Below are 26,609 nucleotides of genomic sequence, written 5' to 3' on the forward strand. Positions count from 1 at the left end.
ATATATAATTGTTAAAGTCACTACTTAAATCTGGAGGTTATTATGCTCTCATCATATTATACCGTAAAAGCGTACGGAGAACACGAACAAATCCTACAAAAATCAAGATTTATTGGCTATATACAAAGAGCTGAGACGGAAGAAGAAGCACAAGCTTTCATCCAGTCGATCAAAAAGAAACATCCATCTGCCAACCACAACTGTTCAGCATACTTAATAGGTGAAAATGACCACATCCAAAAAGCCAACGATGATGGTGAGCCAAATGGTACAGCAGGGCTTCCGATGCTAGAAGTGCTCAAAAAACGAAAATTAAAAAATACTGTAGTAGTAATTACCCGATACTTTGGTGGAATTAAACTCGGTGCAGGTGGTTTAATTCGTGCGTACGGCTCTACTACATCCAAAGTACTAGATGCGACAGGAATTGTCGAACGCCAACGAATGACTATGATGTCCTCTGCATTTGATTACCATCTCCTAGGTAAAGTCGAAAATGAGATTAGAAATGCTCACTATCTTTTAAAGGGAATTGAATACCTGGAAAAAGTAATTATAACTACAGCTGTACGCGAGGGAGAGGAAGAACAGTTCTCTAAGTGGTTAATAAATGTTACAGCAGGACAGGTGGAAATAGCAGCTCAAGACAAACAATATATTGAAACCGAATTGTAATTAAATATCTATTGCTATAAATCATTGATTGAGATACCATTTTAAAAGTTAGTCAAATTTAGTCGATTAAGGAGAGTTCGTCCAACTAAATGACTCTCTTCGTAATTTATATATCAATAAGGAGAATATCGAAATATGTATCGGACAGAAATTCGAAGGAAAAGGAAACGCCGGCGTAAACGATTATTATTGACTTCGCTCTTTTTAATCATTTTTTCTATAATTGGTTATGGTTCTTATTTAAGTTTCAAATTAGCTAACGCAAGTAACAATTCTGTTGAAGAACTTAAACGTGGAGAAAAATCTGACCTTCGAGAAAATTTAGTTGATGTGAAGGACGATAATTTCTCTGTACTGTTCATCGGTATTGATGCACGTGAAGGGGAAAAGGTGAGTCGATCGGATGCCTTGATATTGGCAACATTCAATAAAAAAGACAAATCAGTCAAGATGGTAAGTATCCCACGTGATTCCTATGTTGATGTACCAGGCAGAGGGATGGATAAAATTAACCACGCTCATGCTTTTGGTGGAGTTGACCTAGCAGTTCAAAGTGTTGAGAACTTGTTTGATGTTCCAGTTGACCATTATGTACGAGTAGACTTTACAGCATTTATCGAAATTGTCGATGCCCTTGGCGGTGTTGAAGTTGACGTACCTAAGACGTTCTCAGTACAAGACAGTCAAGACCGTGCCGAAGCCATTACACTCCAAGAAGGAGAACATGAGTTGAATGGTGAAGAAGCACTTGCCTTTGTTAGAATGAGAAAGCAAGATCCAACTGGTGACATTGGTCGAGGAGAGCGGCAGAAACAAGTCATTAAAGCGATTCTAGAAAAAGGTACTTCATTAACTTCCATTACGAAATACGGAAAAGTGATAGATGGACTAGAAAAGAACATCCAGATGGACCTGTCATTTGGAGAAATCGCAGGATTGCATGGATATGCTGGAAGTATTGATAATATCGAATCACTGCAATTATCAGGGTCCAATACGAACAACGGAACATTTTATTATATGCTAGATGAACAAAGCGTCGACCAAATCTCTGATCAATTAAGAACACACCTAGAATTAGATGGGGAGAGCAAAACAGCTGAAGAAACTTCCTCAAAAGTTGCAACTCAATAAGAATTCATATTAGAAGTTCTGACTAATAGACATCACATCGTCTGCTTTGGTCAGAACTTTTTTATATTCAAAAGAAAAAGGAAGAGTTCCAAATACGGACTCTTCCAATAATCATTCACAATATAATGATCCAAAAAAACGCAATAATAAATCCTGATAATAAAGTTCCAACTAGAAGAAGTAACATTTGCTTACTGTTCATAGGATCATCCTAACTGACAGTTTAATAAGTGGGGCCCTAAACCTATTGTTGCCTAAAAGTATCAATAGCTTTCTTTGCAGTTTCTAAAGCTACTCCCCTCATCTTGTTGACCGGCTCTTTCATCAATTGAAGGCGATAATCTAGATTACTCATTTCCTCTAAAATCTTTTCAGAAAAGCCTTCCAAGTCATCATCTTCAACACTCCCTGCAACGCGCTGATTACACAAATCAGCAAATGAATCAATTTTCGGATCATAAGAAATGGCAAGGAATGGTGTATCTTTAACTGCAGCAAAGATAAGTGAATGCAGCCTCATTCCTACAAGTAAATCAGACTGGCCAATGATAGCGATTTTTTCCTCAATGCTGGCATCAAAAGGAGAAACTACAGCTGAATGTTTCATCATTGAGATGATATCCTCAGAGGCGTGATCATCATGTTTTCCATGCATGGGTACAAAGACAACATGTGCATCAAATCGATCTAAGAATTTGTCCAATTCACTTGCGATTATTTTTTTGAATTCAACATGGTCTTTCCAATTTCGTACTGATACTGTGATGACAGGTTTGGAAAATGACTGTTCTTTAAACCATTGTGAATGATAATCTGCTTCGATACCAATCACGGGGTCAGGCACTATTTCGAGCTCTCTTTTCACACCTACAGTCTCCAATAGGCGCTTTGAATCTTCATCCCTTATGGTTATCTTATTTGAATGATTCATCACATGACGGACGATCGCTCTGCTGAGCGAGGACTTCAATGGTCCTATCCCCTGTGCATAAATAAAGACAGGTTTTTTCAACCATTGTGCTATTTTAATGATCCCACCATAATAGGGAATGGATTTCCAGCCAGTTGAATCCTGAAACAAGCTACCCCCTCCGCTTATGAGACCATCAGAAGATTTTATTGCTTCTTTAACTTCTTTTAAGCGCCATCTATTTACTGCCCCAACATTGTAAAGGCTTTTTGTTTTTTCAGGATTGTTAGACAAAACGACAATGTCCAAGTTCTTTTCAATCATTCGAAGAGATTGAATGATTGAAAAGACAATAGCCTCATCACCTATATTGTCAAATCCATAATACCCTGAAATGACGATTTTCATGTTACCACCTTGCTTTCCATTTTGAAAAGTATCGATTTCCTAGGTTAAATACACCGATGAATAGTAAACCGATTACAATTCCAAAACTTAAGCTATATATGCTTCGAAGTAATGAAATATAAAGCGGAATGTGTAAATGAGTAAAAGTATTTACTAGAGATAACCACCCTATAATTGATGGAATCATGCATAGTAAACCAAGCTTTAAATAATTCCGCATGAATAGATACAATCCAAGGATATAGAAAGGAAAACCAATCAATACTTCTTTTGTTCTTGGTCTGACAAACAGTAATTCTTCAAGCTTTTGTCTTACAGTCAATTCAAGTGTAGACACAGATCCTGCATTGCCTGTCCTGCTTACATAATAAAGGAGAACTGCACCAACAACTACAAGTATAAGCAAATGCCAATACTTAATAGGCCTGTCTAGAAGCGAGACAACATCTCCTAGTTGTATATTTCTTTTGGTTCTTTTGTAAACAGCACCTATAACATAAACCACTGTAACAACAATCGGCATTAAGTATAAAACTTTTACTCCTCTGAATCCTTCTCCTACATGAAGGAAATACTCTGTTCCATAAAGAAGTGAAACGACAAACCATATCCCGATGAAAGAGATTAATCCTGCTTTCAGATACTGGAATAATACCGCGCGCCAACTATCTACTTTATTATAAGATAATGCAGCAAATATAGGTGTTAACGATGCAACTCCTAAGGCAACCAGTTTAATTATTAATTCTATTTCAGATATGAAATAGATAACAGCAAGAAGAACTGTTCCCGCCCCCGCTAGTACCATCCATCTCTTTTTCAAAAATTGACCTACAGATAGCATGATGAATATCGTTGCACCTAACAACACTATAGCCATTTCCCATATGCTGTGATCAAGCTTAGGGAAGGTTGTTGCCTCTTCATTTTTGAATCGGTCTGGCATTGAATCGTTTAAATGATTAAAAAACTCCATATTTTCTTCTGCCAATTTTTCTGCATTACCAAAAGTAAGCAGGTGAATATACAAGACACGTATATTACGTTCCTTCACAGCTCGAATTGCTTCTTCTGTAATTTCTTCATATGGCTTCTTTTCCAAATCAAAACTTCTTAGTCGAATGACATTCAAATCATTTAAATTGGCTAGGGTTTCCAAGCCTTTTTGGCTATACTGCTCAATTGTCAGTAGTGATATATTTTGTTCCTTTAGTTGATCTGCCCATTTTTTGTAATCTTCGTCTTTATATCCTAAGGCTTCACTTCCGTAGAAAAGAACTTTGTTTGATGCAGTGGTTGTATCAAACGCCTGATCCCATATGTGTTTATTCGTTTCTACAATTTCATCTACAGGAATACGAAGAACAATAGAATAGTCATATTTTTTTATTAAATCAATTTGCTTTTGCGAATAACTTAGGAAAAGATCTTCGATTATTTCGGGACTTCCTTCTATGAAGAAGAACGTTCTTCCACCAATCGTCACTTCTTCTACTCGATCTTCAAAAACTTTCAACAAATTTTCTTTCAGTTTTATCGAACTATCTATATCAGATATGTACAAGCCATCTTTATCCTTAACAGCATTCAAGCCTTTGTTTTCGCTATCGGACATTACCAAAGGTATGATTTCTTCTTGTTCTAGAACTAATATTTTTCCGCTTTTATCTAAGGAATCAATTGTTTCAGGCATTAAGCTTACAGAAGTCACTCCAGCTTTTCTTAAACCTTTAAATAAACGTTCCTGTTTGGCACCTCCACGAATCAATTGATCCATTTCGTGATAAGGAACTGTAATTTCGTAGTTATCATTATTCCATTCCGCCTGTGAACGTTCAATGATAAGCGGTGTTGTCAAGATCATGGAAGCAATCAGTATAATCCAAAGCCACTTTTTCACACGAAAACAATCCTTTCACATTTCAAATCTTGGTGTTTGACATGAACAAAGCTTGGCATATGCCAAGCTTTTTGTATCATTAATAGATTACCCACTTGTAGAGAAGATTTACCCATGTTTAAATTTTCCGAGCATTTGTCACTCTGCTAAAGAAATTTAATACTGGACGATAATTAGAGTCGACGAGACCGACTACTTCTACAACCAGTTCAATAAATATGAGCAGAATACCCACTATAAGTAATGAGCCCCATAACGTAGTACTCTCAATCATTACTGCCGCAAGCCCAAAAATTGCACTCATTGCATAAATGATCAAAACCGTTGTTTTATGACTGAATCCTAACCTTTGCAAACAGTGATGTAAGTGAGATTTATCAGGCGCAGATAAGGGTTTCTTTTTCACAATCCTTCTGACGATTGCAAAGAGTGTGTCAGAAATTGGTACGCCTAGAATAATGACAGGCACAAGCAATGAAAACAACGTAATGTTCTTGAAACCTAACAAAGAAATAATCGATATAATGAAGCCTAAATACAGCGACCCTGTATCACCCATAAAAATCTTGGCCGGGTTAAAATTATAAACAAGAAATCCAATTGTACTACCTAAAACCGTAAAACCGACTGCCATTACAAAAGCATTTCCATTTACAATGGCCATTGTCGAGATGGTAATCAGTACAATAGAAGATACTCCTGCTGCAAGTCCATCCAGACCATCAATTAAATTGATTGCATTTGTTACCCCAATAATCCAGATGAGCGTAATTGGTATACTTAAATAACCTAAATCAAGGCGTAAATCAAACGGCAAGTTAATAAAATGGACAACGACTCCACCGTGAATCATGATCCCTGCTGCAACCACTTGACCTAACAACTTTACTTTAGGAGAAATTTCAAAAATGTCATCAAAAAATCCTGTGGCAACTATAATGGTCCCAGCTGCTAATAAAGGAATCATGTATTGTTGGTCTGGCTGAAGTATATAGAAGCCGATCATTGAACTAATATAAATAGCTAGCCCACCAAGTCTAGGCATGACCTTTGTATGAACTTTTCTTTGATTCGGCTGATCAGTAGCACCAATCCGAATAGCGAACTTCTTAATGATTGGTGTTAATATAACCGAAGATAAGAAGCATATTAACAACGTTAAATAAAGCATAATTAGGACACTCTCCTATTACATTTGGCAACAAATAAAGTCAACATTTGTTTATATACCCTTTAATTTGACAAACTAAGCCTATAATACAATACACAAAGAAAATTATACCATATAAAACCATTAAAAAATCACGAAATATATCTTTTTTTAGTATGTTCATCTGGTGTTTTTTCTAGCTCTATACCAGTTATTTTTTTAAGATGTTTTTAATTCCAGGAATTGATCCAATTTCCTCATTTGATATTCCTTTCAAACGAATAATTAAGATGAAGTAAATAACCCCACCAACCATCATACTGATAAGAGAATATCCAAGAGCTACAACCCTGCTCCACTCATCAACTGCTAAAAACAGAGTCGGTAGTCCAATGATCATCCCCATTAATATAGACGATCCAGCATGTACAATCGTTGCTCTTGAGTAGAACTTTACCCCTGTGTACTTATAAATAAAAATGGAGTTGACGATGAATAATAAAATGTATATCACGAGAGTCGAAACGGCTGCACCGATTAATCCCCAATATTGAATGAAAAGAACATTTAAGCCGACTTTTACAATTGCACCCAAAACAATAATAAATGCGGCAACCCTGGAACGATCTAGACCTTGTAAAATGCCTGTCCCTAATACCGTTAGTGCTGTAAACACTGAACTCAAGGAAATAATCGCTAAAACACTTGAACCATTCATGTTAGTGAACAACGCTAGATTCAATGGAAGTGTCAGACTAAATAACCCTAATGCAGCTGGCCAGGACAATAAATTACCGAGCCTCTGTGATTTCTCAATAAGGTTATTCGTCGTATGGATATCCTTTTTGGCTATACTTTTGCTGATTGTTGGAATGAGTGGTAAGACAATTGAGGTCGAGAAGACTGTTGCAATTTGAACCAAGGATAATCCTCTTCCATATAATCCATATAAATAATTAATCCCTTCTTCTGTTTGATCAGACCATTTCAAACTGAAAGGAATCGATAATGAATCCACAACATTTATTAATGCCATCGTTAAAGCTCCAACACAAATAGGTAAAGAAATCACAAGTATACGCTTGGATGTCTTTTTAAAAATAGCTAACGAATAAGGGGACTTCACTTGAGGCTTGAAGACCGACCTTTTGAATAATATTCGCAAATAAATTAGAGAAATTAATGCACCGATAGATGAGCCAACCATCACACCGCCAGAAACTTTTTCATTTGAGTATCCTAATTGAACCATGTAGTACGCAATTCCAATGATTAACACAACTCGAATCAATTGTTCGATGACCTGAGAGTATGCAGTCTGTCTCATGTCTTCATAACCTTGAAAGAATCCGCGATAAACTGCCATATAAGGGGCAATTAATAATGTCAATGAGACCACGATTAGGGACAGACGTGTTTTTTGACCACCTAACATTTCTGCAATAGTAGCGGAAAAGCCAGAGATCAATAAGAAACTCACGATCCCAAATAATGCACCAAGTATACTTGCTGTTAAAAAGATGTTTCTAACCTCTACTTGATCCCCGGATGTTCTTGCCTTTGCTATGAGTTGAGAAATGGCAATCGGAATACCCGCAACTGATAAAATCAGAGCTGTCATATAAACAGGATAAACAAGTGAGAAAATGCCCAGCACTTCATCCCCTGCAATGTTTTGCAAGGGAATCCGAAAAATGCTGCCTAAAATTTTGGACAACAAAGTTGCAATTGTTAAAACAAATGTACTTTTAACAAGTTGATTACTCATGATTTTTCCTTAACCTTTTGTTCATTTATTTTTTTCATGAATTTAGGAATTGCCATCATTCGTCCAATTCGGGATGGTTGATTCAGCAATCTGTAGAACCATTCTAGGTGAACTTTCTGCCATATGATTGGTGCTCGTTTCACAGTGCCTGCCCATACGTCAAAACATCCGCCAACACCCATGAATACACCTTTGTCGAACTGATCGATGTGCTGGTTGATCCACTTTTCCTGTCTAGGGAATCCGAGTGCTACAAACACGAAGTCTGGCTTCAGTTGCTTGATTTCTTCTCCAATATCATTCTCTTCCCAATTGAAGTAGCCGTTATGATACCCAACAATTTCAAGGTTTGGATATGTTTTTTGAATATTTTCTTTGGCAAGTTGGATAACCTCATCCTTTGCACCTAACAAGTAAATAGACATCTTTTGTTGATTTGCCTTAGATAAGAAACCTTTCATTAAATCATAACCTGTCACACGCTCAGGAAGTGGTTGCCCAAGCTTTTCAGCTGCTTTCACGATTCCAATACCATCAGCTGTTACATAATTTGCGTGATGTAAAATCTGCATGTACGAAGAATCTTCATTTGCGTGCATGACGATCTCTGGATTAGCAGTAACAATCGATGCTTTTTTGGATTTTAAAATATGCTCATTTAAAATGTGGTCTATAAACTCATTTAATGTCGTATTTACAAATGGAACATCAAGTATTTTTACTTTCGAAATTGCCATGTGTTATTCTCCTTATCTTCACGATTGATTTCAAAGAATAACTTTATCATACCAAAAAGAGAACGCAACAAGAAATTGTCGCATTCTCTTTCCAATTTTTATTTACTTTGCAACCTTTAGTTCAGTAGTTAGATTACTGTATTTCCCATCGTGATAAATACTTGCTGCCGAATACTTACTATCGATTGGCATTATGTTAAACCATTGTCCGTCACTACTATTCACTTCATTATTGATAATGAACGTAATGCCGTCGAACGGATACTTGTAAATAACCGAACTACCAACCGTAGTTGCTTTGTTTCTTACATTAATTGTAGATTTGTTCAATGTAACACCTAATTGGTATTTATGAAGGTCTTTCCCACCAAGGATTTTGTCTGCACGGTGCATTAAACCAGCAATTTTTTCTCCCCAGTATGGATCAGAAGCATATCTTACATTCATCCCCTTGGACTTGTTTCCGACAAACGCTCCATTATATTTCCAATTGTCTAAGTTGAAATATTGTTGCTTAATAAATTCGTTCGCTGCACGATCAATTCCGTCTTCGAAAGAAGCAAATGTTGTTGCATTTTCTGAAGGATTGGTATCTGTTGCTCTCCAACCAAACAGATTATATTTTGATTGAGCGATTTGGCTCGTTCCCCAATTACTCTCATGGATTGCGTGCGCCAAGAAGTAAAGTGCATTAACTCCGTATTTTTGCTCTGCCTTTTTGAAATCATCACCTAAGCCCTTAAGCGGCGAAGTTGTGAAACCATTCCTTGCTGTAAATCCTTTTTCAATAAACTTCTCTAAATCTGCAGCAGAGTAAGTTGTCTTAGAGTATAGCGGTAGATATTGGAAATACTGATACGCTTGTCCGACTTTTGAACCAGAGCTCGTATAAAAATCATTTCCATCCCAACTATAGTACGTTTTACCCTCTTGTAAAAATGATGGTGCTGGACCAACTGCGAGCTTATCATATTTATTTAATTGTGGAACATAAATGTAATGATACAGCTCTCCAGAAGAAGCTTTGTAATAGGAGCGACCTTTTAACAATTCAGAAGGGACTAAAGTTACTTTGTTAATATCAACATACCCTACACTTTCAGCAGATGTGACCTTAACCCAGCCATCACCTACTTCAAGAAGCTCAAGTTCTGCTCCTGAATTCACGTAAGTTACAGAGTCACCTTTGAGGCTAGTAGAAGTGTAAACAACCGTCAATTGGTTTGTATGTAAATAACCGTCTTTCACCCAAACAATCTTTTTACCTTTCATGATAAATTGATTGTTTGAAGAAATAGCATTTTTAGCATCTGTTAACGTCTCAAATTTATCAACCTCTACTACTTCACCAGAACTATTCACTTTCGCAGTGCTATATTCATAGTTTTTAGGTGGTGTCATGACAGTTAATAGTCTATGTATGACTACTGCTGCTTCTGCACGAGTTGTAAAGTTCTTTGGTAAATATGTTCCATTTGGATTACCATTAACAATCTTTAACGAAACAACTCGACCAATATCATCTAGAAGATCTGGATGAATATCTGCTTTATCAGAGAAAGTGACATTTCCTTCTGTGGATTCGATCGCTTTCGTCTTTAATGCTTGGTTAATGACTGCCGCCATGTGTTCTCTTGAAATGTTATTATTCGGTTTGAATGTTCCATCTGGATAACCATTAATTATTTTTACTGCGGCAGACTTATGAATTGGACCAAAATACCATTTCTCTAACTCAACATCCTTAAATGCTTCAAAGTTAGGATCCTCTGGTAAATCCAATGCTCTAGTAACAAATGCAGCAAATTCAGCTCTTGTTACTTTGCTATTAGGTTTGAAAATACCATTTCCATAACCATTCATAATGCCCTCATCATTTAAATACCTCAATGACTTTTCTGCCCAGTGACCAGTGATATCATCGTTTGCAGCTGAAGCATCCGGCGCTACAACTCCAAAAGACATCAAAACAACAACCATCAGTACCCAAAACCGCCTAAACCTTAACTTCATTCTATTCCCTTCCTTTCTAATATTTTAAATCTCATAAACTAGGGATGAGATTCATAACCTAATTCAACAAAAACTGCAAAAAATAGAACAGAATAAAAATTTTGTCGTGAAACAAAAGTATCCAAATAGATATTAAATTGAAATTTATTAACTCTAGACCTTTTCTCTCCCCACTTTGTATATCGGTGATAACGCCGATAAATTAAGTGAAATCATATTTTTCCCGGTTACTTTTTTCCTTTCCATCAAAAGTATTAAAAAATATTTCAGAATAATAGTAATAAAGTAATAGATCATATATTATCGATATTTATCAAAATTTCACATAAAAAATAGCTTTAAGTCGGATGACTTAAAGCTATTGAATCTCAGTAATTACTTTTCTTTTATACTAGTAATGTATAATGATTGACCTTCTCTGATATATGTAAAAGTTACACGTGATCCAGTCTTTAAATGATTGATTGTCTCTTTGACATCTTCTGTAATTTGAAATGCCCGTGGCCCTTCTGCGAACATGATTTCGATTGTATGTCCATCTGCTTGACCGTTATAAACACCACTTCCTGATTGCTCTTCAGGTTTTGGCGCATCAGCATTAGGTTCTTTTACATCTTCATTAGTCTGTTCTTCTGTAGACTCTTCATCTGAGGAATTTTCTTCGCTTTCCTCTGTAGTGGTCGACTCAACTTGTTTAGACTCTGTTGTCTCACCGTCTTGACTAGATTCTGGTTCTTCCATCTTATTCTCTTGACCATCCATCTCAGTAGACGCTTGCTCTTCATTCGTTTCCGTTTCTTCTGTCGTTCCACATGCTGTTAATACAGCAATTACAAAAAGCAGCAACCCAATCCATTTCCAACCTTTCATATCTGTACCCCCCTTATGTCTTACCAATATATTATCAGAATGTAAGACATTTGAAGATCCTTCTTTCTTCCTAACTTACAAAATTCGACATAAATAAATTTGAGAGATGAATTCAATGATACAAATGTAACTCAAAAAAACAGAGTAACGTTAGCTCTTCTTAAAGCTAAAATTACTCCGTTAATTAAAGATATTATGTGACTTTTAAATAATCTCCTCTTTGTTTCTCCATTACTTTTTGCTTGAATAGTTTTTTCTCTTTTTTCGACATAGCTTTATATTCTTTTAAGAATTTCTTATATTCTGGAAGTACGTCATCAATGTCCCCAAATTGTTTGACCTCACCAAACTCCATCCATAGGGCTTTATCACAGAAATTACTTACCTGTTTCATCGAATGACTGATGAAGAAAATGGTCTTACCCTTTTCTTTGAACTCATTCATCTTGTCTAAACATTTATCCGCAAAGGTTTGGTCTCCAACAGACAACGCTTCATCAATAACAAGAATATCCGGGTCAATTGTAACTGAAATAGCAAATCCTAATCGGGATTTCATACCACTAGAATACTTTTTAACAGGTTGATCGATAAATTTCCCTATTTCAGCAAATTCTATGATTTCTGGTTCTAGCTTTTGGATTTCCTTCTTCGAAAATCCCAACATAAGACATTTGAGTTCAATATTTTCTCTTCCTGTTAGCTGATTGTTCAAACCAGAAGCAATAGCTATTAACGATACCTCACCTTTTGTAGTGATTGACCCGGAAGTCGGTGGGATAATGCCTGAAATGATATTGGATAATGTAGATTTCCCAGCACCATTCACACCGACAACCCCAATCACATCTCCTTCATGTGCTTCAAAGCTAACTTTTTGAAGCGCATAAAAGTCTTCACCATATCCACCAGGAAGAATGATATCTAATAATTTATCGGATGTTTTACTGTACATTTTGAAGTTTTTTGAGACATCGTTCAGTACGACAGATTTTTTCATACTTTCACATCCATTTTTTATAAATAATCCACAAAGTGATTTCTGAACCTAACATGGAGCATGGATCCTATCACGAGAAGAACCAACACGAGTCCCCAGTAATACAGGGTGTATTGAACGTTTTCTACCATGTACCAAGATGTTCCGAGAAAAGAAGCCCTGTACCCATTGACAATATAATAAAATGGATTGGCCATCATAATATTTTGGATCCATTCTGGCAATCTTTCTGGAGACCAGAGAAATGGAGTCAAATATAACATCATCCTCATTACAGCTTGTACGATCATCTGTACATCTCTAACAATCGTAGCTAATGTTGATGTAATTAAAGCAATTGCAATTAACAAAGCAAAAGTAGCAAAAACAAAATAGGGCAGCTGAATCATGTAGATTGAAACCGGAAATCCAAGGAATTGCAGCATTATAAAAACTATCAAAGCTAATGCTATGTGTACATAGAACTTACCTACAATCACATAAGAAGGTATGACACTTAATGGAAAACTCATCTTTGAAATCATTTTAATTTTCTTATAGATGGATTTGGTAGCTTCAAGAATAGCTGGATTAATGAAAAACCATAAAATAATTCCAGATAGCATCCAAGGTAAGTAAGGAATATCACCTATTGCTTCTCTTTGATATATACCATATCCAAACACGAACCAATATATAGATATTTGAATCATCGGGTTAATAACTTCCCAAAGCATCCCTAAATAATTATTGTTATTAGCTGCTTTCACTTCGTACAATGATAAGCGCCCAATTAAATAGATACTATTCCATTGTTCCTTGATAATCGTAAAGACAGACTTCATAGAATATCCTTTCTAAGCTACCGATTACGAGAGAAACCACAACTAGCTGTCTTTCCCTAAAAAGACTCTGTCAACTACTCTTTTAGCAGATTCACCAGACTCTAAATAGCAGAACTTCTCATGAAATTGTTTGAAACGTTTATCTTCAGCTATATTGATTTGTGAGTCTTCGCGAATACGATCAATAACTTCATCTGTTGTTTTAACTAACGGACCTGGTGCTTCCTGTTCAAAATCGAAATAAAATCCACGTAACTTATCACGATAATTTTCGATATCATACACATAAAAAATCATTGGACGTTTTAAATTCCCGAAATCGAAAAACACTGAAGAATAATCTGTAATCAATAGGTCTGAAATAAGATAGAGTTCACTTATGTCTCCATGTAAAGAAAAGTCAAAAGCAAAACCTTCATATGGTGATAAATCGAAGTTTTCAGCGACTAGATAATGCATCCTTAAAATGATGACATACTCTTCTCCTAATTCATCCCTTAATTTGTTTAGATCTAACGCAAGATCGAATTTATATCGACCTTTTCCATAAAATTGATCGTCTCTCCAAGTAGGTGCATACAAAATGACCTTCTTTTCTATAGGGATTCCCATCTTACTTTTTAACTTACGGATATTTTCTTCATTATCATGATTGTGTAGAATGTCGTTCCGCGGGTAACCAGACTCAATCATTTCCTTTTCAAAGTTGAATGCTCTACGGAAAATTTCTGTAGAATATCCATTTGGGGAAATCAAGTAATCCCAATTTCGTGATTCTTTATGAAAGTTTTTCTTATATTTTTGTGTGTTCGTTCCAGGCATATGCACTTCTTCCATGTCAGCAGCTAATCGTTTGAGAGGCGTACCATGCCAAGTTTGAAGATAAACTGTATTTTTCGGTTTTGGAATCCACAATGGCATCCTGCTGTTCGTTACCCAATATTTAGCTCTAGCTGTAGCAAAAAGCCATTTAAGTGAGAAACGATTAATATGAGGTATACCCTCTTTCCGGAAAGTTTCAGCATACCGCTTGTCTACACTCCAGAACATCTTGTAAGTAGGATGATTTTGTTCCAAATATTCATAAATAGCTCGAGGATTGCAGCTATATTGTTTACCAAGAAAACTTTCAAACATAATTAACTTTTGATCAGCAGGAAGTTTTCCAATCCACTTAAAAGCTAGTTTGTATAGCTCTTTCGTCTTCTGGTGACGCTTTATTTCAATTAACTTATTTTTTATTTTTGAAACGACTCGTTTTTTTAATGAGTGGGAAGAGATTTTTATTCTAAGATTTTTAGTTTTCTTGTTGGCATCCACTTTCACTCTTCTTTTTCCTGAGTTCGATTGAATGACTGCTTCTTTACTAGCGATATGAGAATACGGAAGAAGCTTTAATATTGTACTACCTGTAAAGTCCTCTTCATTCTCATCTGTTATCGTATAAGATAACTTCATTAAGGAGTTATGGGCTACATTAAATAAAGCACCATAGTCTCTTAATTCTATTTGTAAACTGAAACTCCTCACTTTGTACCCATTGGCAACAACTTGTTTTGTCAGTTCGTCTTTGTCACCATCTTGCATGTTAATTTTTATTTCACCATTTGGATGCTGTATACTCAGCCTCATATTCGTAATAGAAACATTCGCTTCTGGATACATCGCATAACCGAAAATATCCAACTTACCATTACGAGTAACTTGAATCTCTTCTACTTTGCTGACAACACTCTTTTCTTGAATTTTCAGCGATAAATTACCTTTGTTTGTAGTGTAAGGGAGCATCATTTTATCTTGACCAATCGAAATGGCCTTCAATTCTAAATACTGATCAAATGACTTCAGTCTACTTTTCTTATTAGTGTTATGGTTAAACACATAGAAATCCCAAACAGCCCCAATTGCTTTCAGGGAATTCTCTGTTGGGATCGTACGAAAATATATGCTCATTTCTTCATCTGAAGATTCATTTAACTCAAACTCTCGTTCTTCTTCGCTAATCCGATCCACAAGTATCAAACTCAAATCATCTTGATGCTCATTATTAGGATGGTTAATTTCAATATTTATGTGATCTACTTGAAGCTCCAATAATTTAACTGATGGCTCCATAGTTGTACTTATGTTACTCAATGACTATACTCCTCTCACACAACTAACATCTAATATATATTTACGAAAAAATTTGATTAACGAACTTTTTACTTGATTCGCCTCTTGAATAGCTATTCCACTTTTCCGAAAATGCTCGAACGAGTTCAAGGTCAAATTGTTCATCCTTTATCAAGGATATGATCTCATGAGTAGAAAATACGATGGGTCCAGGAACCATCTGACCGTACCCTGACCAAACACCCCTTTCACCCTCATATTCTTTCAAGTCATAAGGGAAAAATATCATAGGCTTTTCTAACAAGCTAAATTCGAATGGAATTGAAGAATAATCTGTAATCAAAACATCTGTAATCAGTAGCAACTCATTTACATTTGGATGTGCTGAGTAATCATAGACGAAATCGGAAAACATATTCCCAAACTCTTCAACCTGGTTAACTGCTGGGTGGAGTCTCACAATTAATACGTATTCATCGCCTAACTCTTTTTGCATCCGTTTTATATCTAATTTAATGTGATAATCATCAAGGTGGTTATCTCTAAAGGTTGGTGCATAGAGAATCACTTTTTTGTTTTTTAATTTAGGATTTTCAGCGTATATTTTTTGGACCATCCGATTTTTTTGATGAGTATCATAAAAAAAGTCAGTTCTAGGGATACCCGTTTTCAACACCTTATCATCCTTGAGGTTGAACGCCTCTTTATAGACTTCGGTAAGGGCATCAGAACCAACAACGACCTTGTCAAATTTCGAATAAACTTTTTCAAACCTTAATTTAGCATTTTTACTCCTGTGGGAAATCGTTCGATCTTGTAAGGCAAATTTCTTCAATGCTCCCGCAGCATGCCAAAGTTGTATACACTTAACACCTTGCTTAAATTCAGTGACCGATAAGAATCCATAATAATTATCAATAATAATAAATTTAGAAGTTGCTATATGATAAATCGACTTAATTGCTTCTATGGGATTTGCAGATTCAAATTCATATAAATCTATTTCAGGATATCGTTTTTGGAAATAGGGAAAAGTTCTCTTTGTACAAATAAAGACAGACTTGTACTGTATATGTTGTCGCTTCATTTCTTCGTATATATATTCCGGATTTTGACTGAATGAAACGACAAAGGTTACCTTATTTTCTTTAAGCGGAAATAGATTGCAAACCCGGAAAATGGCTTTAAAAAATTCTAAATAAAGCCAAATTGCGAACTCTCTAGCCATTAATTTCAAAGAGATCCTGCTTAATTTGTGAGGTGGAAATCCCCTCTGTACGAGGTAAATACACGACTTCACATTGATCTTTCAAAAAGTCAAATTTCCCTTTCCAATCATCGCCCATAACGAATATATCAATATTATGATCTTCAACATCTGTAAACTTTTGATTCCAATTATTTTCAGGAATGACTGCATCTACATAACGAATAGACTCCAAAATCAACTTGCGATTTTCATAACTATGGTACGCCTTCTTGTTTTTCACAGCGTTAAACTCGTCCGATGAAAGACAAACCGTTAAATGATCACCTAGTAGTTTCGCTCTTCTCAACAAATTAATATGGCCCCAATGCAACAAATCAAAAGTCCCGTAAGTAATTACCTTTTTCACTGTACCTACTCCTTTTCATAAAATCCCCTAAATGACTTTACCACAATAGTAAACTATCTACATTCAAGATTGGTTAAATAATATATTTTGTAAAGTTAATGTAAAGTTAAAATGAACATTGTTACAATATGCAATCTAAAAGGACTAAACAATTGGAAAACTATTACCTCTTCATCACCATATAATACCACATATTCACCATAGTTACACCTTAAATAGTCATTTTTTAGACCTCTGAAAATAATAAGATCTTTGGAGAAAGACACCACCAGACATGATTTATCTGAACCTAGGAGTTAATTAAAAATATTTTCCTTATAAAATTTAACTTCATTTTGAACATTTAAAAACTATTCGATGACAATAAAAAAAGGACGACCATGAAGGGTCATCCTTTTTATGCCAATTAATAGTTAGTCGTATAGGAAGGACTAGGTTTTGAACTGTAATCTTCCTTTGTTCGATTTTGTTTTAATGAAGGCAACTTACCAAAAATCACCCAATAATTATTCTCAAAATACTTCTGCGTCAACCTTACAATCAACCAACTACCTATCGAAATTGTAATAAAGGTGAAGATTTGCCAGCCGTTATAAACAAGTGGAGAACCACCTTGAACAACTTTTCTCATCACCATTAATAGTAATGGATGAATTAGATAGATACCAAACGATGTCGCACCGATTTCCATAAAAATAGACTTAGTCTTTGGTGAGAACCTCTTATTTGCCCAATGAGCTAATAGGAATAGACTTAACCCTGCAAAGAGAGCGTGTGTTGCCCATGTGAATTCTCCAATATATTGATTAATTAGTTGGGGAAGGTGTTGTGACACATCTCTGTATACACCGATTCTAACCAAATACATATAACCTGTGTATAGAACGACCATTCCTCCATACACGAAAAATACACTTGAGAAAACTTTAAACCTAAACGATGATTCATTCATTTTTTCACGCAAATCATTGTAATAAATTCCTAAGAATGCCCCCACAAAATAAAATGAAAAATATGAAAGGGAAATGGATCCTTTCAACGTGATGTGAAAGTATTCTTTATTCAAGTATACCCAAAGCCACTGTATCAATATTCCGATCCAAATAGAGTGTTTCCTCAAAAACGAAAACTTTTTAAATAAAAGGATGAAAAACGGAAACAATAGATACAACTGTACGCTAATAAACACAAAGTACAAGTGTGGATGAGCCTTGCCTAATGCAAACAAATATAAAAACTTCTGAATTGCAAACCCAATACTCGGATAATCATAATAAAAGAACCATTTCAATATGAAGTAAACAGCTGAAAAGAATAAATACGGAATTAGTATATACTTCAGTCTTTTTACATAGAAATTTTTTATTAATGTAAAGTCTGTTTTTTTAGGAAAATAATTATAAAACAATATAAAACTACTCAGGAATATAAATGTCGGAGTCCCAAGTTTTCCAGCAATATTAAAAAAATTATAAATTGGAAACAGAAGTGAATCTGTTGAAATAGTTGTCACGCCTGATGATGAAGAATGAACAAGTAGTACAGCAATGATAGCAAATGCTCTAGCTAATTGAATTTCATCTAAACTAACTCTTTTCTGCATACTCTTGCTAGCCCCTTCCATTCAAGTTAGTTTGTTTTAAACTCCACTATCATAATAAGGTCTTACTATTGAGTCAAGGATTATCCCGAGATCTTCACGAAACTTTAACTTTGTTTCTATTCCGTTACCTTTATGTAATAACTATAAAAAGAAAAGAAGGCGGTCCTCATGAGGACCGCCTTCCCGCACACATGCTTTTACTTAAATCGGTCGTCCAATGCTCTTACAAGAAGTGTTGCAAATTCAGATCTTGTAATACCTTTGTTCGGTTTAAATGATCCGTCTGGATATCCAGCTACCATATCATTTGCAACAAGTGTGTTGATATAGTCTGCTGCCCAATGTCCGACAGGAACATCGTTGAATCGGTCCTTACTAGAACCTTCAAGGTCATAAGCGCCTACAATAATTTTCGCCATTTCTGCACGAGTTAATGTAGCTTTAGGGTTGAATTTACCATTGTACCCTGTCATGATACCAGCATTTGCAATGGCTGCAACCTCTTCGTAACCTTTACCTTTGTAATCTTCTTTCTTCACATCGCTGAACTTTGGATCTGATAGATTATCAGTTTCCAAACCTAATGCACGTACAATCATTTGTGCAGCTTGTAATCTAGTAACTTCGTCATTTACTCCAAAATCACCATTAGTATAACCATTGATTACACCCATTACGTTTAGTGTTTGAATTGCATCCTTAGCCCAGAAATTACTCTTAATATCTTTAAAATCTTTCGCTTTTTTATCAGACTGAACAATTGTGATTTTCTTAACAGTTGTGTTTCCAGCCATATCTACAAGCTTCAATTCAAAATGATTCTTTCCTTCTTCTAATGAAACTTTTTCTGACAATGATTTAGTGTGAGCTCTCATTTCATACGGCTCTTTAAATTCATTGTAGTAAACTTCGCTTCCATCAATATAAAATCTCATATAATCGAAGTTGTCAGTCAACTTAAGGTCCAGTGTTGCTTCTGTCTTATCTGTATAGTATGGACCTTCAACTTCTACGATCGGCTTAGTCGAGTCGATAATCACTGTACGAAGGAATGATAATTCATTTCCTTTCGCATCTTTACCCATAAATCGAATTTGTTTTACACCGTCTGACTTGAACTCAACAGTTGTCTTGAATGTGTAACGTTTCTTCTCGTCATCCCAAGCCAACGCTGTTTTCTTACCATTGATGTAAAGTTCTTCAACAGCTGAATCGTCGTTGATATATCCATCAACATCAATTTCTCTTTCATTAAAGACACCTAGTGCTTCAGGCGATTTCGCTGTGATGAATGGAACTGTGTTATCCTCACCAGTTGAATCCATTCCAACGTTACCTGCCCAGTCAGTAGCTACAACCTTTACAGATTTTACATCTTTCATATCTTTCAACGTGTATTCCGTTTGATCGCCAGCTAAAGGTGATTCAAGAACACTTTTACCGTTTACAAGTACGTCGATGTATGAAATGCCAACACCTTCATCAGTTGCAGCCCATGTAACTTTTCCAGTTTCTGTATCATACGTAGTTTCCACTACCGGATCCTTTGTATCAATATAGAAAGGAATTTGTTTCATTTGCCAATCTGCATCCTTGTAATCTACTACTGTCTTGACTTCATAGTAGTACATACCATCTTCCATAACTTTACCTTTATACTTTCCATCCCAATCTGCCGCAGTATAGATCGTATATTGAGACGCAGCACCTCTGTCATAATAGTGCTTACGTAACTCATTTTCCGTACGAAGTGTTAAAATTTCATCCTTATTCTCATCTAAAATTGAGAACTTCGCTTTCTTCGCGTTTCTAAGTAGAGACAATACTGGTAGGATTGTTTCGTTGACATTATCACCGTTTGGAGAGAATGCAACTTTGTCACCGTGTGCGTCTTCACTTACAGGGTTTGTACCAAGGTAAGAGTACTCATCTTTAGATGGTGAAACAAGACCTGTCATTCCGTAGAATGAGTTTTCTTCATAGATCGTTTCATCTACGATTGGCGCTTGATCCCAGTCACCTTTAAATCCTACATATGGAACATTCAATTCAGGATGCGTATCGTTAATATCCATGAATGAGATGAACCCTTCTACAAAGTAACCATTTTCAAATACATCGTCTAAAGCAGCACCAGACCACCAATCGACGGTATCTTTCAAGTCAACTGTCACTTCCACTTCAACAGAATCGTTTGCAGGAACAAGAATTTGGTACTCATCATCAACATCTGCACCATTCACAGAGCTTATCTCAAGTGGATACTCTCCTAAGTAAGGTGCTGTTTCTGCAGTAGTTCCTGCTTTAAAGATACCTTGTGTTTCAATTTGGTTCAGACCACTAGCTATGAGATCAGTTTGTACAGTTCCCATTGCTTTATAAACTTCATTTTTATCACTATAGTTTGTTAACTTAAGTTTGAAAGTTGTTTTTTCATCCATTTCTTTAAGAGCAACTTTACCAATTCCGGATTCTACTTCTGTTACTACAACAGGTGTACTCATTGCAGCATGTAGATCCATTAAACCAGCACCTTGTCTTCTTGGAGAATACAACAAATCTGTATCTAATGCTGGGTGATCATTATAAAATCCTTTATCTTCTTTTGGTTGAGAAGTGTTCATTAAAATATTCTTTGTCATTTCAACGCGTTCAGAACCTGAAAGATTAAATTCCTCATCAACACGTTGCATAACAAGAGCAGATCCACCAGCTACGTGAGGTGCAGCCATGGAAGTACCACTCATCAAACCGTACTTGTCATCATTTAAAGTAGATAAAATGTTTCCACCCGGAGCTGTGATTTCAGGTTTGAAATCAAGGTTCGGAGTTACGCCCCAAGATGTAAAGCTAGAAAGCTTGTTGTTGTCTGGGTTTAATGCTGTTACTTTCTCACCCTTGAATGCAAGCTCAACTTTTTTACCTTCTTCTAAAGCAGCGTGTAATACATCGCCATCTTCTTTAAGGATGAAAAGTTGCGGGATTTCAATTGTGCTATCAGATGCCATGCTCACATATCCAGAAGAATGATTGAAGATGATGACCCCAATTGCACCTTCTTCTTGAGCGTTTAAAGTCTTATCTACAAACGCCGCTTCTCCTCTTTTAATAAGAGCAATCTTTCCTTCTACATCTACATTTTCAAAGTCATTTGCATCAGGATTAGCAGTTGAATCTCCAGGCTTACGTCCTAATCCAGCATAAACAACTTCGTGATTTCCTTCACCTAACGTTGATGGGTGAACATCACTTGCAGAAAGGTATGCGACTGGATCAGCAGATTCTCCATCAATCATTACATTGAAACCTTCAAGGTCCAAATATTGATTTTCAAAAGAAGCTACTTGTAAGGAATCATTAGATAGACCAGGTGAACCAACTACCCCTATGTCAGGGTTACTAGCAAATGGGTTGTTTTCAGCACCATTTCCGAAATATGCAGAGTTACCTGCAGAAATGGCCATCATTACACCATTATTAACAGCTCTTTCAATTGCTTTTTGTTCAGGATCTTCTGGCAATACGAATGCAGCTGTAGAACCTAGGCTCATATTAATAACATCTGCACCTAAAATGATCGCATCGTCGATTGCTTTCACATAAATATCACTCCAAGTCGAAGGCATTTCAGGATCGTTTCCAAAGACTTTCATTCCCAAAATTTGCGCTTCTGGAGCAACACCTTTAAGTCCACCATTTTCTTCATCACCATTCGCACCAACCGTACCGGATACGTGCATACCATGCATACTCGCACCTGGACCTAGGTCTCGAACTTCATGGTTCTCATCTGCATAATTGTATGCATAAGGGACTTTTTCAGTATAATATTTACCTGATAAAGATTTTTCGGCAATATAATCATTCACTGCCTTTTCAGATAATTCTGGTGTCGTTTCATCACTTAACACCATATCTCTGTGATCAGGGTCGATTCCTGTATCGATTACTGCTACAGTCATCCCTTCACCTTTATAACCGTAATCTGCCCACGTTTGTTGAGCTTTTACCAACTCTTTACTATAAATCATGTCTGGCTTTTGCTCTTCAGGTCTCTCATACTTGTTTGAAATATGTACCTTTTCAACGTTAGAAAGACTTTCAATTACTTCAATAGATTTATATGTTACTTCTCCACTAAAACCATTGACCACTGTTGTAAAGCTTTCCTTATATTCCATTGGAATAGCAGATGATTTCATTGCTTTCTTTACATCAGTTTGAGATTTCAAAACTTCTTGTCTAAGTTGCTTTTTGCTAGATTCAGAGAGATCTTGATAGTTCTTCCCTGAACTTTGCGCAGCGAGCATCGCAGGCTTACCCTTTAATTCTACGATGACTCTGACTTTATCATTTGGCTTATATTTCTCAGATGCTTGATCTTTGTTGAGCGTCTTAACTAATTCTCGTTCCTTCTTTTGGCTTGCTTCTGCATTCAAATTCTTACTTGCTGGCCCATTGGCTGCAAGGGCGACATTGGAAAATGCCATTAAGAAAATGATGAGAAGCAAAAATGGTTTCCTCATTTTCATGTTTGTTCCTTACCCCCTATATAAGTTAGTTATAACCCTCGAAAAAGGAGGAACTTTTCCGAAAATTACATAAATTTAGTTTAATACAAAAGGACTAGATAAGTCAATTTCTGTTTTTAGTGGAATGTTCTTCTAATTGACCCTTATTTCGACATTGAAATTTGTCGCAATTACTTGATAATACTATTCTACTAAGCTTTTATACCACAAATTAAGATTGAATTATTACTAATCTTGTAGAATACTGTAATTTTATTGTTACATAACTGTAACTTAAGAGGTTATTTTTGTATGGTAGAATAGTTTTTGTAAATGAAGGGGAGAATTTACACAACTTAGGGGGAGGAAATTACGTGTTGAAAAGAACTTTAACAGTATTTACTGCGGTGATCATGGCATTCTTACTCGTATCACCATCAGCTTTTGCCAGTAGTAAAGGGGATAAGGTTTCATCAATTGCACATCAATACATAGGTACACCTTACAAATATGGAGGAACGACACCGAGTGGGTTTGATTGTTCCGGATTTCTACAATACGTATACAATAAAATTGACGTATCCATACCTAGAACTTCTGCAGCTCAATCAGATTATGGTACTGCTGTTTCTAAATCAAATTTACAACCTGGAGATCTCGTTTATTTCTCTAATACATACAAGCCAGGCGTTTCACATTCAGGCGTTTATGTCGGCGATGGCAAATTTATTCATGCATCATCAAGTGGTGTTAAGAAATCTTCTATAAACGATCCGTATTACTGGGGAGACAAGTATACAGGGGCAAGAAGGGTCATTAAAGAAGAGCGCTTACCTACACTACCAAAAGGACAATATCATGATGTCCCAGCTGATTACTGGGCAGAAACTTCAATATCTTATTTATCTATGAACGATATCATCAATGGCTATGATCAAAGTCTATTCAAACCAAACAATACAATTACTCGAGCTGAAGTTGCAACGATGCTTGCTAAATCATTCAACCTTCCATTAGAGGATGGTGCATCGATGGCACCAGATGTTTCAAGCAAGCACTGGGCAAAGGAAGAAATTAATGCAGTAATGAAAAAGGGCTTCTTTGGCGGATATTCTGATGGAACATTCAGACCTGATCGACCAATTACTCGCAGTGAAATCGCTTCATTATTTACAAGAGCTTTTAACTTAAGTCAAGAAGGTTCAGGTATTGCTTTCTCAGACGTTTCAAAGAATTATTGGGCATATGGTTCCATACAAGTCGTAACTTCAAATGATATCGCTGGCGGTTATAGCGACAACACATTTAGACCTACAAAGAATGCAACAAGAGCTGAGTTTTCGGTATTCTTGCATCGCGCATTACTAAACTAGTATCCTAACAAGACTAGTAGAGCATTGTTCTACTAGTCTTGTTTTTATTTACTTAGAATGTTTTCCTTTCAAACCAAGGTAAATTAACATTGATGATAAGAATACTAAAGCATATACAGGTAATAAACTAATATGGTAAATAGATTCTGGGGAATTTTGAACAATGTTCGTATTAATGTTTATGTATCGCCAATCCAGGCTAACTGGGTTATTTGCATGAATTGATATTTGATTTAAGTAAAGGCTTCTTTTTGTAACTTGAAAGATAACATAAAGTAAACTGGATAATAGTAATACATTTGCAACAACTAGTTTTTTCATTTTTAACCCCCCCTGACATTTTAAGACGATATTGAACATAAAAGGTTCCAAATACGATTGTTTTAATGTGCTCTATATCATCCATACTTGAAGAATGAAAGATAAGAAAAAGCGACCCTATGCGGTCGCTTTTTCTCTATTATTTATTTTTATAGTAATCTAGTATACCTAAGTAAATTGCTTCAGCAGCTTTTTCACGATATGCATTGGAGGCAAGTTTCCTCGCATCATTCGGGTTGGATAGAAATCCTAACTCTACCAAGACTCCAGGAACATAATTATCACGTATGACTTGGAAATTACCATGCTTCACGCCTCGGTTACTCGTATCGATTGCCTTATACAAACGGTTTTGGATATATGTTGCTAGCTTTTTAGCTTCTGCTCCTTGAGGAGAATAGTAGTTGTAAAAAGTTTCCGTTCCATGAGCAGCATCACTATGAAATTTGTTTGCGTGTATACTGATGAAACTGTCTGAATTGCTTTTTTCCGCTATACCTACACGGTCACTTAGAGAGGGATATGAATCATCCGAACGAGTCATCACTACTTTTACCCCGGCTCGCTCTAAGTAAGTTCTCAATTTCTTCCCTACTGATAAAACAACTTCCTTTTCAACTAGACCATTTGCCGTCGCACCAGGATCTGTATCACCATGGCCTGGATCTACCGTTATTACTTTACCACTTAATGCAGAGACAGGAACACCTAAATACGTCGCGTAAACGAATCCCTCATACCCAGGAGCTTTTATGTATGCCCAGTTACCTGTTTTAAAATAAGAAGATACTAAAGTCCCTTCCTTAATTAACCCAGCAGAATCGTAACTTGTACCTGGTCCTTTTCTTACATTCAGCCAATCCGCTTTAATTATACGTTTCTCAGGATTAGTTTGTTCTTTCATAATACGGAAGGAAGACTCAAGTGAACGTGATGTAAAGATTGCAAATTCCCCACGTGTAACGATCTTGTCTGGTCGAAATGTATCATCTGTGTAACCGATTGTAACTCCATTATTCGCTAACCTATTAATCACATCATAATAGTGACTAAATGGATTTACATCAATAAAATAATAATTTTTGGAAGCCGAGAAATTAAATGCTTTTGATAATAAATATGACATTTCTCCTCTAGTCATGTATCTGTCAGGTTTGTATGTATCATTCCCGTAACCAGAGATAAAACCAGCTTCATGTGCGGATTGAATATATCCTGATGCATAATCACTTGATGCTACATCGCTAAATGAGGTTTTTCTTTGATTTCCATTTAGATTAAAAGCTTTGGCAATGACAATTGCAGCTTCCCTTCTCGTCACACTATTGTTCGGTCTGAATGTGCCATCTGGGTAACCTGAAATGATTTCCTTATTCACCAAAAATTCAACTTGCTCCTCAACCGGATGACCTGCAGGTATGTCACTAAGGATTGTATTAGCAGATACCTCGTTACCCGTTACCCAAAATACAGAAACTAAAATCAATAACGACAAAGATATATTGACAAACTTTTTCATCTTTCCCCAATTCCCCCTAATATTGTATTGATTTACGACAATATTAGCACAGAGAATGGAATTTATTGTTTCTTTTTGGTAATTTGAGTACTATGTTGGACACGATCACATCCATATCCCTATAATAAATTTATTTTCAAAATAAGATAAATGCCTCTGAAA

The 26,609-nt window shown here is 36.0% G+C and carries 19 protein-coding genes; 3 read left to right on the forward strand and 16 right to left on the reverse strand.

Features of this window, described 5'->3' with window-relative positions:
- Nucleotides 1–42: 42 nt before the first annotated feature.
- Nucleotides 43–675, forward strand: a complete 633-nt coding sequence (locus tag L2716_RS13600) for a YigZ family protein (protein ID WP_236336691.1) — start codon at nt 43–45, stop codon at nt 673–675.
- A gap of 135 nt (nt 676–810) precedes the next feature.
- Nucleotides 811–1,809, forward strand: coding sequence for an LCP family protein (locus tag L2716_RS13605; RefSeq protein WP_236336700.1), 999 nt, complete (start codon nt 811–813; stop codon nt 1,807–1,809).
- Between the two features lie 244 nt (nt 1,810–2,053).
- On the opposite strand, the gene csaB is transcribed toward L2716_RS13605, so the two are convergent.
- The 14 genes from csaB to L2716_RS13675 form a co-directional block, all read right to left on the reverse strand.
- Nucleotides 2,054–3,127, reverse strand: a complete 1,074-nt coding sequence (gene csaB, locus L2716_RS13610) for a polysaccharide pyruvyl transferase CsaB (RefSeq protein ID WP_236336702.1) — start codon at nt 3,125–3,127, stop codon at nt 2,054–2,056.
- A gap of 1 nt (nt 3,128) precedes the next feature.
- The gene (locus L2716_RS13615; protein WP_236336711.1) at nt 3,129–5,027 is read right to left on the reverse strand and encodes a DUF5693 family protein; all 1,899 of its coding nucleotides are present in this window, start codon (nt 5,025–5,027) and stop codon (nt 3,129–3,131) included.
- 118 nt (nt 5,028–5,145) lie between these two features.
- Complete coding sequence (locus L2716_RS13620) at nt 5,146–6,198, reverse strand: glycosyltransferase family 4 protein (RefSeq protein ID WP_236336719.1); 1,053 nt, start codon at nt 6,196–6,198, stop codon at nt 5,146–5,148.
- Nucleotides 6,199–6,388: 190 nt separating this feature from the next.
- Nucleotides 6,389–7,945 (reverse strand): putative polysaccharide biosynthesis protein, encoded by a 1,557-nt coding sequence (locus L2716_RS13625; protein WP_236336721.1) that lies wholly within the window; start codon nt 7,943–7,945, stop codon nt 6,389–6,391.
- Nucleotides 7,942–8,682: a WecB/TagA/CpsF family glycosyltransferase gene (locus tag L2716_RS13630; RefSeq protein WP_236336729.1), complete on the reverse strand. Its 741-nt coding sequence runs from the start codon at nt 8,680–8,682 to the stop codon at nt 7,942–7,944. Before L2716_RS13630 ends, L2716_RS13625 begins: the two co-directional genes overlap by 4 nt.
- 102 nt (nt 8,683–8,784) lie before the next feature.
- Nucleotides 8,785–10,647: an S-layer homology domain-containing protein gene (locus tag L2716_RS13635; RefSeq protein ID WP_236336748.1), complete on the reverse strand. Its 1,863-nt coding sequence runs from the start codon at nt 10,645–10,647 to the stop codon at nt 8,785–8,787.
- A 423-nt stretch (nt 10,648–11,070) separates the two neighbouring features.
- On the reverse strand, nt 11,071–11,565 hold the full coding sequence (locus L2716_RS13640; protein WP_236336751.1) for a hypothetical protein: 495 nt from the start codon (nt 11,563–11,565) through the stop codon (nt 11,071–11,073).
- Nucleotides 11,566–11,758: 193 nt separating this feature from the next.
- On the reverse strand, nt 11,759–12,565 hold the full coding sequence (gene tagH / locus L2716_RS13645) for a teichoic acids export ABC transporter ATP-binding subunit TagH (RefSeq protein WP_236336762.1): 807 nt from the start codon (nt 12,563–12,565) through the stop codon (nt 11,759–11,761).
- A gap of 17 nt (nt 12,566–12,582) precedes the next feature.
- Nucleotides 12,583–13,389, reverse strand: coding sequence for an ABC transporter permease (locus L2716_RS13650; RefSeq protein WP_236336764.1), 807 nt, complete (start codon nt 13,387–13,389; stop codon nt 12,583–12,585).
- Nucleotides 13,390–13,431: 42 nt separating this feature from the next.
- Complete coding sequence (locus L2716_RS13655) at nt 13,432–15,525, reverse strand: CDP-glycerol glycerophosphotransferase family protein (RefSeq protein ID WP_236336766.1); 2,094 nt, start codon at nt 15,523–15,525, stop codon at nt 13,432–13,434.
- Nucleotides 15,526–15,565: 40 nt separating this feature from the next.
- On the reverse strand, nt 15,566–16,732 hold the full coding sequence (locus tag L2716_RS13660; protein WP_236337882.1) for a CDP-glycerol glycerophosphotransferase family protein: 1,167 nt from the start codon (nt 16,730–16,732) through the stop codon (nt 15,566–15,568).
- The gene (tagD, locus tag L2716_RS13665) at nt 16,725–17,120 is read right to left on the reverse strand and encodes a glycerol-3-phosphate cytidylyltransferase (RefSeq protein WP_236336769.1); all 396 of its coding nucleotides are present in this window, start codon (nt 17,118–17,120) and stop codon (nt 16,725–16,727) included. The genes L2716_RS13660 and tagD overlap by 8 nt, the downstream gene beginning before the upstream one ends.
- Nucleotides 17,121–17,526: 406 nt before the next feature.
- Entirely contained in the window at nt 17,527–18,723 is a 1,197-nt protein-coding gene (locus L2716_RS13670) for an acyltransferase (protein ID WP_236336771.1), read from the reverse strand.
- 197 nt (nt 18,724–18,920) lie between these two features.
- Nucleotides 18,921–23,255, reverse strand: coding sequence for a S8 family serine peptidase (locus L2716_RS13675; RefSeq protein ID WP_236336780.1), 4,335 nt, complete (start codon nt 23,253–23,255; stop codon nt 18,921–18,923).
- Nucleotides 23,256–23,608: 353 nt separating this feature from the next.
- On the opposite strand from L2716_RS13675, the gene L2716_RS13680 reads away from it, so the two are divergent.
- Nucleotides 23,609–24,607, forward strand: a complete 999-nt coding sequence (locus L2716_RS13680; protein WP_236336782.1) for a C40 family peptidase — start codon at nt 23,609–23,611, stop codon at nt 24,605–24,607.
- A 48-nt stretch (nt 24,608–24,655) separates the two neighbouring features.
- On the opposite strand, the gene L2716_RS13685 is transcribed toward L2716_RS13680, so the two are convergent.
- Together L2716_RS13685 and L2716_RS13690 are read right to left on the reverse strand one after the other, a co-directional pair.
- On the reverse strand, nt 24,656–24,928 hold the full coding sequence (locus L2716_RS13685; protein WP_236336784.1) for a hypothetical protein: 273 nt from the start codon (nt 24,926–24,928) through the stop codon (nt 24,656–24,658).
- 139 nt (nt 24,929–25,067) lie between these two features.
- On the reverse strand, nt 25,068–26,447 hold the full coding sequence (locus L2716_RS13690) for an N-acetylmuramoyl-L-alanine amidase (RefSeq protein WP_236336786.1): 1,380 nt from the start codon (nt 26,445–26,447) through the stop codon (nt 25,068–25,070).
- Nucleotides 26,448–26,609: the final 162 nt, after the last annotated feature.

The sequence above is a fragment of the Pseudalkalibacillus berkeleyi genome, from assembly GCF_021608225.1.
Lineage (GTDB): Bacteria > Bacillota > Bacilli > Bacillales > Fictibacillaceae > Pseudalkalibacillus > Pseudalkalibacillus berkeleyi.

What these genes read in the sequence shown, in the direction of transcription:
- L2716_RS13600 (WP_236336691.1), top strand. Translation starts at nt 43, where the DNA reads ATGCTCTCATCATATTATACCGTAAAAGCGTACGGAGAACACGAACAA.
- L2716_RS13605 (WP_236336700.1), top strand. Translation starts at nt 811, where the DNA reads ATGTATCGGACAGAAATTCGAAGGAAAAGGAAACGCCGGCGTAAACGA.
- csaB (WP_236336702.1), bottom strand. Translation starts at nt 3,127, where the DNA reads ATGAAAATCGTCATTTCAGGGTATTATGGATTTGACAATATAGGTGAT.
- L2716_RS13620 (WP_236336719.1), bottom strand. Translation starts at nt 6,198, where the DNA reads ATGCTTTATTTAACGTTGTTAATATGCTTCTTATCTTCGGTTATATTA.
- L2716_RS13625 (WP_236336721.1), bottom strand. Translation starts at nt 7,945, where the DNA reads ATGAGTAATCAACTTGTTAAAAGTACATTTGTTTTAACAATTGCAACT.
- L2716_RS13630 (WP_236336729.1), bottom strand. Translation starts at nt 8,682, where the DNA reads ATGGCAATTTCGAAAGTAAAAATACTTGATGTTCCATTTGTAAATACG.
- L2716_RS13635 (WP_236336748.1), bottom strand. Translation starts at nt 10,647, where the DNA reads ATGTCTTTTGGAGTTGTAGCGCCGGATGCTTCAGCTGCAAACGATGAT.
- L2716_RS13640 (WP_236336751.1), bottom strand. Translation starts at nt 11,565, where the DNA reads ATGAAAGGTTGGAAATGGATTGGGTTGCTGCTTTTTGTAATTGCTGTA.
- tagH (WP_236336762.1), bottom strand. Translation starts at nt 12,565, where the DNA reads ATGAAAAAATCTGTCGTACTGAACGATGTCTCAAAAAACTTCAAAATG.
- L2716_RS13650 (WP_236336764.1), bottom strand. Translation starts at nt 13,389, where the DNA reads ATGAAGTCTGTCTTTACGATTATCAAGGAACAATGGAATAGTATCTAT.
- L2716_RS13660 (WP_236337882.1), bottom strand. Translation starts at nt 16,732, where the DNA reads ATGGCTAGAGAGTTCGCAATTTGGCTTTATTTAGAATTTTTTAAAGCC.
- L2716_RS13670 (WP_236336771.1), bottom strand. Translation starts at nt 18,723, where the DNA reads ATGCAGAAAAGAGTTAGTTTAGATGAAATTCAATTAGCTAGAGCATTT.
- L2716_RS13675 (WP_236336780.1), bottom strand. Translation starts at nt 23,255, where the DNA reads ATGAAAATGAGGAAACCATTTTTGCTTCTCATCATTTTCTTAATGGCA.
- L2716_RS13685 (WP_236336784.1), bottom strand. Translation starts at nt 24,928, where the DNA reads ATGAAAAAACTAGTTGTTGCAAATGTATTACTATTATCCAGTTTACTT.
- L2716_RS13690 (WP_236336786.1), bottom strand. Translation starts at nt 26,447, where the DNA reads ATGAAAAAGTTTGTCAATATATCTTTGTCGTTATTGATTTTAGTTTCT.